The 11795-nt window shown below is 60.8% G+C and carries 16 protein-coding genes; 7 read left to right on the top strand and 9 right to left on the bottom strand.

Features of this window, described 5'->3' with window-relative positions:
* Positions 1-53: 53 nt before the first annotated feature.
* From OC71_RS14695 to OC71_RS14705, 3 genes are read right to left on the bottom strand one after another with little or no spacing between them, the layout of a single operon-like run.
* Positions 54-692 (bottom strand): LysE family translocator, encoded by a 639-nt coding sequence (locus OC71_RS14695; RefSeq protein WP_041070432.1) that lies wholly within the window; start codon positions 690-692, stop codon positions 54-56.
* A gap of 60 nt (positions 693-752) precedes the next feature.
* Entirely contained in the window at positions 753-1169 is a 417-nt protein-coding gene (fos, locus tag OC71_RS14700; protein ID WP_041070434.1) for a fosfomycin resistance glutathione transferase, read from the bottom strand.
* Between the two features lie 5 nt (positions 1170-1174).
* Positions 1175-1891, bottom strand: coding sequence for a hypothetical protein (locus tag OC71_RS14705; RefSeq protein WP_041070436.1), 717 nt, complete (start codon positions 1889-1891; stop codon positions 1175-1177).
* A 107-nt stretch (positions 1892-1998) separates the two neighbouring features.
* Here OC71_RS14705 and OC71_RS14710 point away from each other — a divergent pair, with 107 nt between their 5' ends.
* Together OC71_RS14710 and OC71_RS27070 are read left to right on the top strand one after the other, a co-directional pair.
* On the top strand, positions 1999-2238 hold the full coding sequence (locus OC71_RS14710; RefSeq protein WP_041070438.1) for a CopG family ribbon-helix-helix protein: 240 nt from the start codon (positions 1999-2001) through the stop codon (positions 2236-2238).
* Positions 2228-2512, top strand: a complete 285-nt coding sequence (locus tag OC71_RS27070) for a type II toxin-antitoxin system RelE/ParE family toxin (RefSeq protein WP_084234200.1) — start codon at positions 2228-2230, stop codon at positions 2510-2512. Before OC71_RS14710 ends, OC71_RS27070 begins: the two co-directional genes overlap by 11 nt.
* A 7-nt stretch (positions 2513-2519) precedes the next feature.
* Here the strand turns inward: OC71_RS27070 and OC71_RS14720 are convergent, their stop codons facing one another.
* Positions 2520-3443 carry a LysR family transcriptional regulator gene (locus tag OC71_RS14720; protein ID WP_177327914.1) on the bottom strand — a complete coding sequence of 308 codons (924 nt, stop codon included), beginning with the start codon at positions 3441-3443 and terminating at the stop codon, positions 2520-2522.
* 77 nt (positions 3444-3520) lie between these two features.
* On the opposite strand from OC71_RS14720, the gene OC71_RS14725 reads away from it, so the two are divergent.
* Positions 3521-4009, top strand: coding sequence for a DMT family transporter (locus tag OC71_RS14725; protein WP_041070444.1), 489 nt, complete (start codon positions 3521-3523; stop codon positions 4007-4009).
* 144 nt (positions 4010-4153) lie between these two features.
* Here OC71_RS14725 and yiaY read toward each other — a convergent pair whose 3' ends face one another.
* The gene (gene yiaY / locus OC71_RS14730) at positions 4154-5302 is read right to left on the bottom strand and encodes an L-threonine dehydrogenase (protein WP_041070446.1); all 1149 of its coding nucleotides are present in this window, start codon (positions 5300-5302) and stop codon (positions 4154-4156) included.
* Positions 5303-5455: 153 nt separating this feature from the next.
* Between yiaY and OC71_RS14735 the strand changes: the two genes are divergently transcribed.
* Positions 5456-6475 (top strand): DUF4917 family protein, encoded by a 1020-nt coding sequence (locus tag OC71_RS14735; protein ID WP_041070448.1) that lies wholly within the window; start codon positions 5456-5458, stop codon positions 6473-6475.
* Between the two features lie 97 nt (positions 6476-6572).
* On the opposite strand, the gene OC71_RS14740 is transcribed toward OC71_RS14735, so the two are convergent.
* Positions 6573-7115 (bottom strand): helix-turn-helix domain-containing protein, encoded by a 543-nt coding sequence (locus OC71_RS14740; protein ID WP_041070450.1) that lies wholly within the window; start codon positions 7113-7115, stop codon positions 6573-6575.
* Positions 7116-7221: 106 nt separating this feature from the next.
* On the opposite strand from OC71_RS14740, the gene OC71_RS14745 reads away from it, so the two are divergent.
* Complete coding sequence (locus OC71_RS14745; RefSeq protein ID WP_041070452.1) at positions 7222-8004, top strand: aldolase; 783 nt, start codon at positions 7222-7224, stop codon at positions 8002-8004.
* Between the two features lie 22 nt (positions 8005-8026).
* Positions 8027-8911 carry a dihydrodipicolinate synthase family protein gene (locus OC71_RS14750; protein WP_161794904.1) on the top strand — a complete coding sequence of 295 codons (885 nt, stop codon included), beginning with the start codon at positions 8027-8029 and terminating at the stop codon, positions 8909-8911.
* Between the two features lie 131 nt (positions 8912-9042).
* On the opposite strand, the gene OC71_RS14755 is transcribed toward OC71_RS14750, so the two are convergent.
* The 3 genes from OC71_RS14755 to OC71_RS14765 form a co-directional block, all read right to left on the bottom strand.
* Positions 9043-9387, bottom strand: a complete 345-nt coding sequence (locus tag OC71_RS14755; RefSeq protein ID WP_041070456.1) for a YegP family protein — start codon at positions 9385-9387, stop codon at positions 9043-9045.
* Positions 9388-9573: 186 nt separating this feature from the next.
* Entirely contained in the window at positions 9574-9885 is a 312-nt protein-coding gene (locus tag OC71_RS14760; protein ID WP_041070458.1) for a ribbon-helix-helix domain-containing protein, read from the bottom strand.
* Positions 9886-9898: 13 nt separating this feature from the next.
* Positions 9899-10480 (bottom strand): DJ-1/PfpI family protein, encoded by a 582-nt coding sequence (locus OC71_RS14765; RefSeq protein ID WP_041070460.1) that lies wholly within the window; start codon positions 10478-10480, stop codon positions 9899-9901.
* A gap of 325 nt (positions 10481-10805) precedes the next feature.
* Between OC71_RS14765 and OC71_RS14770 the strand changes: the two genes are divergently transcribed.
* Positions 10806-11696: a DMT family transporter gene (locus OC71_RS14770; RefSeq protein ID WP_041070462.1), complete on the top strand. Its 891-nt coding sequence runs from the start codon at positions 10806-10808 to the stop codon at positions 11694-11696.
* The last annotated feature ends 99 nt before the right edge of the window (positions 11697-11795 follow it).

The raw sequence follows: 11795 nt of genomic DNA on the forward strand, positions 1-11795 counted from the left end.
TGCAGCACTGTTCAACCATCCTTGCCCTTGATCAAGCATCCCTGCACACAATTTCAAGCCTCGTTCGGCAGCAATCCCGGTAGTGCGTGCACCAGTGCGTTTATGGCAAAACCGATGAACATCACGCCACATAAACGCGTGATCATCAGCTCGTGGCGCTGATACAGCGTGCGTACGCGGCGGGCGCCAACCACGCCGATCAGAATAGCGTAGGCCAGCAAACCGCCAAGGAAGCTCAGGGCGATCAGCGCCGGCAGCATCGACCAGTTGAGCAGTTCGGCACGACTCGACAGCAACGCGGTAAACGTCGCCACCGCCACCGGGTAGGCCTTGGGATTGGTCAAACCAAACAGGATTCCGTGCCAGAACGGCTGACGCGCAGCGCCCTGCGGCTGATCATCGCTGCGCCGCTGGGCGCGCACTGCGCGCCAGCCAAGCCAGAACAGGTACACGCCGCTGAGTACGCCGAGCACGTCAAAAGCCGTGCTGCCGATTTCCCGGGCGCCGACGATGGCGATCAGCGCGGTACTGCACCAGACCACATCACCAAGCAAATGCCCGCAAAGAAACCCCGCCCCGGCCCGACGGCCATGTGCCGCGCCGATGCCGAACACCGCCAGAACGCCCGGCCCGGGTGTGATGCCGTAAATGAAACCAGAGGCCAGAACGGCCATTAGCAGCGATGGAGTCATGAAAAACCTGCTGTCGCCAGTACAAATGATGGCCAGTCTATATCAGCCTGCGACGCCTGATCATGACTCGTCGTAAAAACGCATCCCCGAGTACGGTTTCAACCGACAGGCTGCCAGTCGCGAGGCCAAATTGCCGACGTGCGCTTCGAGCTTGTGGCCATCAGGATCAAGGAAGTAGAACGAAGCACCTTCGCTGCGGTTGTCACGCCACTCTCGCACGTTCGCCGCTTTTAGCGTTTGCACGAACAACGAAAAATTCGCCTCAGCCAGGCTGAACGCGTAATGCGTGTAGTCGACGGACGGCTCGCCGCGGCGCTGCGCATCCAGCGCCAGGCACAACCACAGCCCCGGCAGCGACAGATAGGCGCCGGCGTCCCACGTGGCTTCTACACGCAGATTCAGCACGTCACGGTAGAACGCCAGACTGCGCGGCAAGTCGCTGACGGCAAGGGTCAGGTGATTGAGGCCAGTGAGCATCGGGATCAGTAACCTCTGAGGTCTTCGGGGACGGCGTACTGCTGGCCATCGTACGTCAGGGTGACCTGCTTTTTCTTCAACTCGGTGGTTTTCGATACGCACTGACTGCCAGATTGGGTGTTTTTCATTTTGCTGCCACTGGTGGTGACGATCAGATCGGCGAAACCATTGTGGCTCGTTGGAGCGGCTTCGAGCGTCCGACGGATTTTTTTGCTGTAGCCCTCGCAATCATTCACGAACTCACCGTTGTTCTTGGAGACCACCAGGCCTTCAAGCACCGGACGTAACTCGTCGCCCTCACGCACATACAGCGCCAGATCGGTTTTTTCGTAGGGAACAGCGTGGGAACTGTGCGCAAATTTCGCGCGCAGCCCAAAAGCCCGGATGTCCGGCGTCAAACGGTAGCGCGCCGTATCGATGCGTACATCCTCCAGACGCACGGCATCGGAGTTGTACGCGCCCGGTTTATGGTAGGTGGCGATGGGTTTGGCGTTGCTCGCATTGAGGAGCGCCAGCTCCAGATCGAACGCCCCGGCATCGTCGCCACCGGAGTCGGCGAGGTAGGTGGATTTGACCGAAATCGCCTGACTCGGAAACGCCGGCCATACGTTGCAACGCGACATGGTTCTGCCGTCGAAACTCTTGGTGGTGCAGGCGGCGTGGGCCTGGGTGGTAATGGCCAGGAATGCAAAAGCCAGGATGAAGGTGTTTCTGCAGATCATTTTTCTTCCTTGATAAAGTCTTGTGCACAACCGTTAGACGAATGGCGGGCCGGGGCAAGTATGACGCTGTAGTATGTTGCACTACAAACCACTACACCGAGACCACCATGTCCGTCATGTCTTTGCGGCTTCCCGACGAAATTGCCGATACCCTGGCTAACCTCGCCAAAGCGACCGGGCGCAGCAAGTCCTATCTGGCAGTCGATGCATTGCGCGAGTACCTGGCCCGTGAAGCCTGGCAAATTGAAGAAATTCAAAAAGCGCTGGACGAAGCCGATGCCGGTGATTTCGCTTCTGCCGATGATGTCAGGGCGATCGCCAACAAATGGAATGCCAATGCGCGTTGAGTGGCTGCGTACTGCACTAAGGAATCTCGATGACGAAGCCGCCTACATCGCGATTGAAAATCCGCAGGCGGCCTCTGAGTTTGTTCAAGCCATTCTCGACTCCGTCGATCATCTTGCTCGCTTTCCCGCCTCCGGACGCGAGGGACGTTTGCCCGGAACCAGAGAATGGGCGCTCCCTGATCGCCCCTATTTGATTCCTTACCGCGTTCGTCAGGGCCGGCTTCAGGTTCTGCGCGTTTTCCATACTCGCAGGCTTCCTCCCCGCACTTGGTAGCACATTCTCAATCGCAGATCCCGGATCGATCTATCCCCTCCTCAATCCGGCGATTCAACCAGTTCAACGCCTGATCCCCACCCCGGCGCTTATGCCACGCCAGCACAAAGGTGAACGGCGCAATCTCGAACGGTGGCGGCAGCACAATCAATTGCTGTTGATCAATGTCGCGCACGCTGCGTGACGACACCGTGAGAATCAAATCCGTGCCGCTGATCAACTGCGGCGCGACGCTCCAGTGCGGCAGGCTGATGGCGACGCGGCGGCGTTCGCGCAATGCGGTCAGGGCCCGTTCGATTTCCGGGGTGCCGCTGCCGCGCATTTCCAGCAACACGTGCGGGCGCGACAGGTAGGTCGGCAAATCCAGTACGCCGTCGGCCGGCAAGCGGCGGCGATCCAGCAGGCAGACGTAGCGTTCTTCGAACAGCACGCTGCTGCGCAATTCGTTGGGCATTTCCGGGAACACCCCGGCGGCCAAATCGATGTCGCCGTTGAGCACACCGTCGAGCATGCCTTCGCGGCTGGCGTGGCTGATCTGCAGGTCGATGCCCGGTGCCTCGCGGCGCAAGGTACGGATCAGTCCAGGCAGGATGATGGCCGCGCCGTAGTCGGACATCGCCACGCGAAAGGTCCGCCGCGCAGTGGCCGGATCGAACGTGTTCGGCGCCAGCAGTGATTGCACCTGGGCCAACGCTTCGGCCAGTGGCGCGACCAGTTCCAGCGCCCGCGCCGTGGGCACCAGCGTCGAACCGGCGCGCACCAGCAGCGGATCGCCGAGCACGTCGCGCAGACGCGCCAGCGCATGGCTGACCGCCGGTTGACTCAGGTGTAACCGCTCGGCGGCGCGGGTGACGTGTTGCTCGCTGAGCAAGGCATCGAGGATAACCAGCAGGTTGAGATCGATACGGCGCAGATCATTCATCTTGTGCATGTTCTGGATGAAAAAACGGAATTTAAATCTGCGCGACGAATACTCTAGAGTCCAGCAAAACCTGTTGGAGTGTGATCATGAGTACGTTGCAGTGGGCCGGCCTGTTGCTGCTGGCCGCGTTTGCCGGGGCGGTGGTGCCGTTTCAAAGTGCGATCAACAGCAATCTGGCGCGGAGCCTCGGCCATCCGCTGTGGGCAACCCTGGCCTCGTTGCTGGTGAGTGTGTTGGTGTTGTTGCCGGTGATTCTGGCGTTGCGCCTGCCGCTGCCGTCGCTGGGGTTTATTAGCAAGGCGCCGTTGTGGATGTGGGCTGGCGGTGCGTTCGGCGTGTGCTTTGTAGCGCTGGCGGTGATGTTGCTGCCGAAGCTTGGCGCGTCGGGGTTTGTTGCGCTGGCGTTGGCCGGCCAGGTGATTGCGTCGATGGTGCTGGATCACTTCGGGTTGTTTGGGCTGGTGGAGAAACAGCTGACGGCGTCGCGGGTGTTGGGCGCGTTGCTGCTGATTGGCGGGGTGGTGTTGATTCAGTTTGGTGGGGTGTTTGAGCGGAATGTGGCAGCGGTTGGCTGATCTGAGAGCTCATGGTTTTGTGGTGTTGACGAGTCAGTCTTCGCGAGCAGGCTCGCTCCCACAGTGATCGCATTTCAACTGTGAGAGCGAGCCTGCTTGCGAAGGGGCCAGTGAGCTCTGCTGAACATATCAGGACGGCGCCTCTCAAAACGCGTTACGGAAAATCTCCTCGATCTGCCGCTGATCCGCCGCCCGTGGGTTGGTCAGACCGCACGCGTCTTTCAGCGCGTTGGTGGCTAGCACTGGAATATCGCTGAGCTTGGCACCGAGTTCGCGCAGGCCGCCAGGAATGTCGACATCCCTGGCCAAACAACGGATCGCATTGATCGCCGCCTGAGCGCCCTCCTCCGCGCTGAAACCACGAATGTCCGCGCCCATGGCGTGGGCGACGTCAGTCAGGCGCTCGGCACAGACCAGTGCGTTGAACGTCTGCACATGCGGCAACAACACCGCGTTGCACACGCCGTGAGGCAGATCGTAGAAACCGCCCAACTGGTGCGCCATCGCATGCACGTAGCCGAGCGATGCGTTGTTGAACGCCATCCCGGCGAGGAACTGCGCGTAAGCCATGTTCTCCCGCGCCGCGAGGTCGCTGCCGTCCCGCACGGCCAGGCGCAGGTTGTTGCTGATCAGGGTCATGGCCTTCAGCGCGCAGGCATCGGTGATCGGGTTGGCCGCCGTCGAGACGTAGGCCTCGATGGCGTGGGTCAGCGCGTCCATGCCGGTGGCGGCAGTCAGGCTTTTCGGCATGGCGACCATCAGCGCCGGGTCATTGACCGACAGCAGCGGCGTGACGTTGCGGTCGACGATGGCCATTTTCACGTGGCGCGATTCGTCGGTGATGATGCAGAAACGGGTCATCTCGCTGGCGGTGCCGGCGGTGGTGTTGATGGCGATCAGCGGCAATTGCGGCTTGCTCGATTGATCAACGCCTTCGTAGTCGCGGATCTGCCCGCCGTTGGTCGCACACAGGGCGATGCCCTTGGCGCAGTCATGGGGCGAGCCGCCGCCCAGCGACACCACGAAATCGCAACGACTGTCCTTGAGCAACGCCAGCCCGGATTCGACGTTGGCGATGCTCGGGTTCGGTTTGGCGCCATCGAAGATCACCGAGTCGATGTCCTGCATCGCCAGCTTCTCGGCGACCATGGTCGCCACGCCAGCCTTGGCCAGCCCCGCGTCGGTGACGATCAGCGCCTTGCGAAACCCATAGTTGCGGATCGCAACCATGGCCTCGTCGAGGCATCCATTGCCCATGATGTTTACGGCTGGAATGAAAAAGGTGCTGCTCATGCGCGTCTCCTGACTGGGGCCGAATCGACTGCTCCGATCCGGCGGATGTGCACAGGATCGACTGATCGGTCACGGCCGATGTTGATCTGGCTCAACGCCCGCTCGTGATAAAGTCGCCGTCCATCCGCCCTTTGTTTTGAGACTGCCCACGCAATGACCGATTTTCTGGATGTCGACGCCACCCTCGAAGACTGGAGCGCCCTGCGTGCCACCACTGACTTCAATGGTCTGTTGGTGGGCAATGGCGCCAGCCGCGCGGTGTGGGACGACTTCGGCTACGACTCGCTGTTCGAAAACGCGCGCACGGTGGAAGAGAAACCGCTGAGCCCGTCGGAGCTGAGCGTGTTCGATGCGATGCAGACGCGCAGCTTCGAGCAGGTACTCGGTGCACTGAAAACCACCAGTCGGGTCAACAAGGCGCTGGCCGTCAGCTCGGCGGCACCGCGCAATCGCTATTACGCGATCAAGGAAGCGCTGATCAATACCGTGCACGCCGTACACATTCCGTGGCGGCTGGTACAGGCCTCGACCCTGGTCACGCTCAATGAGGAACTGGCGCGCTACCGCACGGTATTCACCACCAACTACGACCTGCTCAACCACTGGGCGATCCAGCACCGCAGCGAGGCCATCGACGACCTGTTCAACGGCCCCGACGCCAGTTTCGATCTGAGCGCAAGCGCCAGCACCAAACCGCGTCTGCTGTACCTGCACGGCGGTCTGCATCTGGTGCGCAATCAGGACGGCACCGCGCGCAAACTGACCTCGACCGAGGGCACCCTGCTCGGCAGTTTCGCGATCAACAACACGATCAAAACGCTGGACGACGTGCCGCTGTTCGTCACCGAAGGGCCGAGCGCGGACAAGCTCAAGACCATCCGCAGTTCGGATTACCTGTCGTTCTGTTATGAACAGTTATTGGGCCACGCGGATAACCTGTGCATCTTCGGTCATGCCTTGGACGAGCAGGATGCGCATATCGTGAGGGCGCTGCGCCTGGCGAAACCGGCGAGCGTGGCGATCTCGATCTATCCGCGCAGTGCGGCGTTCATTCAGCATCAGAAGCGCCATTACGCGAAGGTGTTCGAAGGGACCGGTGTTGCGTTGCGGTTCTTTGATGCGAAGACGCATGCGTTGGGGAATCCGAAGCTTTCAGTGCCGGTCGAGGTTTGATGTAACCGGACTGACGCCTTCGCGAGCAAGCTCGCTCCCACATTGGAACGCGAACTACTGTGGGAGCGAGCTTGCTCGCGAAGCTTTTGGGGGCACCTCAATCTTCGCTGCTGTGCACCACCACCAGCAACTGCGCCTGCACCTCGCCCACCGACCTGATCCGGTGCGGCTTCTGCGCGTTGAAGTGCAGCGCATCGCCACGCTCCAGCAGCACCCGCTCGTTCATGAAATCCACTTCCACCTGCCCTTCGTGGACGAACAGAAACTCCTCGCCCAAGTGCTCCTTGAAGGTCTTGTCGGTGAATTCGCGCGGCGGGTAGATGATGAATGGCAGCAGGTTGCGCTCGCTGACCTGATGCGCCAGCACCGCATATCCCGGACTCTGATCGTTGGCTGCCAGTGACTGGCGTTCGTGGCTGCGTACCAGGCTATAGCTGTCGAGGCTGACGTTGTCTTCGGAGAACAATTCCTCGACCTTCACGTTCAGTGCCTTCGCCAGTTTCAGCGCGGCCGCAATCGACGGGGTGTTCAGCCCGCGCTCGACCTTCGACAGATAACTCTTGGTCATGCCGGATTTTTCCGCCAGCGCCTCAAGTGTCACGCCAAGTTTTTTTCTCAACAATTTCAAACGGATAGACATGCGCAGCAGTTATTCCATCAAGGAAACGACGATTGATGCTTGCTTATGACACTTTGTGTCATATAGGCTCTTTAGTGTCATTTGCAATCACCCAAAGGACACAGACATGGCCAAGACATTAGCACTACCTAAAGAACAACTGGTCAAGCAAGCGCTGACCCAAATGCAAAAAAGCCTGGCGGATAATACGTGGACTGACCGGCAAAAGCTGGCGCTGACCTGCCGGATCCTGTTCGAGAACGGTCACGACTCCGGTCTGGCCGGACAGATCACCGCTCGCGGCCCGCAACCGGGGACCTATTACACTCAACAACTGGGCCTGGGTTTCGATGAAATCACCGCGAGCAATCTGCTGCTGGTCAACGAAGACCTGGAAGTGCTCGAAGGTCACGGCATGGCCAACCCGGCCAACCGTTTCCACAGCTGGGTCTACCGCGCCCGGCCGGACGTGAACTGCATCATCCACACCCACCCGACGCACATTGCTGCATTGTCGATGCTGGAAGTGCCGCTGCAGATTTCCCACATGGACCTGTGCCCGCTGTACGACGACTGCGCGTTTCTCGAAGGCTGGCCGGGGGTGCCGGTGGGTAACGAAGAAGGCGAACTGATCGCCGGTGCGCTGGGCGACAAGCGCGCCATTCTGCTATCGCACCACGGCCAGCTGTCGACCGGCAGCACGATCGAAGAGGCCTGTGTCATCGCCCAACTGATCGAGCGCGCCGCCAAACTGCAGCTGCTGGCAATGGCCGCCGGTACGATCAAGCCGATCATTCCGGCACTGGGGCGCGAGGCCCATGACTGGGTGTCGAAACCCAAGCGCCACGCCGCCGCTTTCAACTACTACGCCCGGCAGAACCTGCGCCAACACGCCGATTGCCTGAACTGATTTCAGCTTTTCCTGGAGACTCATCATGTCCAACATTCACGGCATCATCGGTTACACCATCACCCCGTTCAACGCCAACGGCGAAGGCCTCGATCTGCCGGCCCTCGGCCAATCCATCGATCGCCTGATCGACAGCGGCGTTCACGCCATCGCCCCGCTGGGCAGCACCGGCGAAGGCGCCTATCTGAGCGACGCCGAATGGGATCAGGTCGCCGAATTCAGCATCCAGCACGTCGCCAAACGGGTGCCGACCATCGTCAGCGTGTCCGACCTGACCACCGCCAAAGCCGTACGCCGCGCACGCTTCGCTGAAGCCCACGGCGCTGACGTGGTGATGGTGCTGCCCGCCTCCTACTGGAAGCTCACAGAAGCGGAAATCCTCGCCCATTACCGCGCCATCGGCGACAGCATCGGCGTGCCGATCATGCTCTACAACAACCCGGCCACCAGCGGCACCGACATGTCGGTCGAGCTGATTCTGCGCATCGTCAATGCGGTAGAAAACGTGACCATGGTCAAGGAGAGCACCGGCGACATTCAGCGTATGCACAAGCTGCAATTGTTCGGTGAAGGTCAGGTGCCGTTCTACAACGGCTGCAATCCGCTGGCACTGGAGGCGTTTGCCGCCGGGGCCAAGGGTTGGTGCACCGCCGCGCCGAACCTGATCCCGCAGCTGAATCTGGATCTGTATGCGGCTGCGCTGGCCGGTGATCTGGAGCGCGCACGCGAGCTGTTCTATCGCCAGTTGCCACTGCTGGATTTCATCCTCAAGGGTGGTTTGCCAGCGACGATCAAGGCTGGATTGCGTGAAACCGGACTGGAGGTGGGCGATCCACGGTTGCCGGTGTTCCCGTTGAGCGAGGCGGGACAAACGCAGCTGCAAACCATCCTGAAAACCCTGCGCTGATCTCAGGCAAAACAAAAATCCCTGTAGGAGCTGTCAAGTGAAACGAGGCTGCGATCTTGTGATCCTGCTCTTTACCATCAAGATCAAAAGATCGCAGCGTACCGCAGCTCCTACAGAGGGATGTTCCGGGTTCAGAGCACCGGCAGGGTCTTGTCCTTGATCACTTTGCTCGGCCCGTTGGCCTTGACGCTGGCGATGCCTTTGGCGCACGCGGCGTCGTTGGAGTAGGACTCGCTGCTGCCGATGATCTGGTGGTTGGCGGCTTTGAGGTTGAAGTAAGGATGACCATCCTTGGTGGTCTTTTTCTCGTAGCGTTCATCCAGCGGGCTGTTGGTCTGCACCGAAGCAATACCGCTGTCGGCTGCCGCACGAGTGGTGTAGAGCTCGCTGGTGAGAATGGTTTCGGCGTTGGCGGCTTTCAGCACAAACCTGAACTGGCCGTTGCTGCTTTTGCTCACTTCGTACCATCCGGACATGCTCGATTCTCCTTGGCGGTTGAGAGGTTTCGCGCTTCAGAGTAAAGACCAGCCCAAGACTTCTGTCGCCTGTAACGGCCCCATCGCGGGCAAGCCCGCTCCCACAGAGTTCGTCAGCGATCACAAAATTTGTGAGCACCAGAGAAACCTGTGGGAGCGGGCTTGCCCGCGATGGGGTCAACTCGGTCAGGACTGTTTCACCACTGCCCGCACTACCGACAACTGCGGCTCCGTCACCCGCCGCTGACTCAGATAGCGCGTACAACTCACCCGCAGGAACGAAGCAAAATTCACCACCTCGCCGCGATAATCCATCACCTCCTCATACAGCTTGGCGATCAACTGGTTGGTGGTCATGCCATCGACTTCGGCGATTTCGCTGAGGATGTCCCAGAACTGGTTTTCCAGGCGCAGCGTCGTCACCACGCCGCAGATACGCAGAGAGCGCGAGCGGGATTCGTAGAGAATCGGGTCGGCCTTGACGTAGAGCTCGCACATCGGCGAATCCTCGTTACAGGGTGATCTTGGTGCCGAGCAGGCCGAGGAAACCGGCCAGCCAGTTCGGATGCGCCGGCCAGGCCGGTGCCGTGGCCAGATTGCCTTGAACGTGGCCGTCGGTCACCGGGATATCGATGAACGTGCCACCGGCCAGCCGTACTTCCGGGGCGCAGGCCGGATAGGCGCTGCACTCGCGCCCTTCGAGAACGCCCGCCGCCGCCAGCAGTTGCGCGCCGTGGCAGACCGCGGCAATCGGCTTGCCGGCCTTGTCGAAGGCGCGCACCAGTTCCAGGACTTTATGGTTCAGGCGCAGGTATTCCGGCGCTCGTCCGCCGGGGATCAGCAGCGCGTCGTAATCGGCCTCGGCGACCTTGGCGAAGTCGAAGTTGAGGGCGAACAGGTGCCCGGGTTTCTCGCTGTAGGTCTGGTCGCCTTCGAAGTCATGGATCGCGGTGCGTACGGTCTTGCCGGCGGCCTTGTCCGGGCACACGGCGTGCACGGTGTGGCCGACCATCTGCAGGGCCTGGAACGGCACCATCACTTCGTAGTCTTCGACGTAATCGCCGACCAGCATCAGGATTTTTTTCGCGGCCATGGGGAGGACTCCTCTGGAAATGGGCTTGCAGGAGTCTTCAAGGTAGACCTTATCCGTTTAGGCGGGTAACAACCGGCTACTACGCCTCCCCGCCTTTGTGGCGAGGGAGCTTGCTCCCGCTCGACTGCGTAGCAGGCGCAAAACCTGTTTGCACAGTTTTCCTGAAAAAAGCGGGGGCCGCTTCGCAGCCCAGCGGGAGCAAGCTCCCTCGCCACAGGGGATCCAACTGTATGGATAACTCTGTGCCTGGCTGTACCAGCCCGAGCGCCCCGGTTTATGGCTTGATTAAGGCAATCCCCTGCCACCCTCTATTCTGGTTCTCATCATGTCCTCGCGCGAAAACACCGGCATGGCCCTCGGCCTGCTCGGGGTTGTGATTTTCAGCCTGACCCTGCCCTTCACCCGGATCGTGGTGCAGGAACTGCATCCGCTGCTCAATGGCTTGGGCCGTGCGCTGTTCGCGGCGATTCCGGCGGCGGCGCTGTTGCTGTGGCGGCACGAGAAGTGGCCGAGCTGGCAGCAGATCAAAGGCCTGAGCCTGGTGATCGCCGGGGTGATTCTCGGCTTCCCGGTGCTGTCGGCGTGGGCCATGCAAACCTTGCCGGCGTCCCACGGCGCGCTGGTCAACGGGTTGCAGCCGCTGTGCGTGGCGCTGTATGCGGCGTGGCTGTCCCATGAACGCCCGTCGAAAGCCTTCTGGGCCTGCGCCGCGCTGGGCAGTGCGCTGGTGCTCGGCTACGCGTTGTACACCGGGGCCGGCAGCATTCAGGCCGGCGACTTGTTGATGCTCGGCGCGATTGCCGTGGGTGGTCTGGGCTATGCCGAGGGTGGCCGTTTGGCCAAGGAAATGGGCGGCTGGCAGGTGATCTGCTGGGCGCTGGTGCTGTCGACGCCGCTGCTGATCGGCCCGGTGTTGTATCTGGCGCTGCAACATCAGGGCGCGGTGTCAGCCAAGACTTGGTGGGCGTTCGGCTACGTGGCGCTGTTCTCGCAGTTTCTCGGCTTCTTCGCCTGGTACGCCGGACTGGCGATGGGCGGGATCGCGCGGGTCAGTCAGATCCAGTTGCTGCAGATCTTTTTCACCATCGCGTTTTCGGCGCTGTTCTTTGGTGAACATGTCGAGCCGATCACCTGGGTGTTTGCCTGCGGGGTGATCGCGACGGTGATGCTCGGGCGCAAGACCGCTGTGCGTCCTGCCCAACCGGCCACTGCATGACCACCGCCCCTCGAATGACGAGCGCATGCCCCTGTAGGAGCTGCGGCACGCTGCGATCTTTTGACGTTGCCTTTAAAGATCAAAAGATCGCAGCGTGCC

The organism is Pseudomonas sp. W15Feb9B (assembly GCF_000828175.1).
In the GTDB taxonomy this organism is placed as follows: domain Bacteria; phylum Pseudomonadota; class Gammaproteobacteria; order Pseudomonadales; family Pseudomonadaceae; genus Aquipseudomonas; species Aquipseudomonas parakoreensis.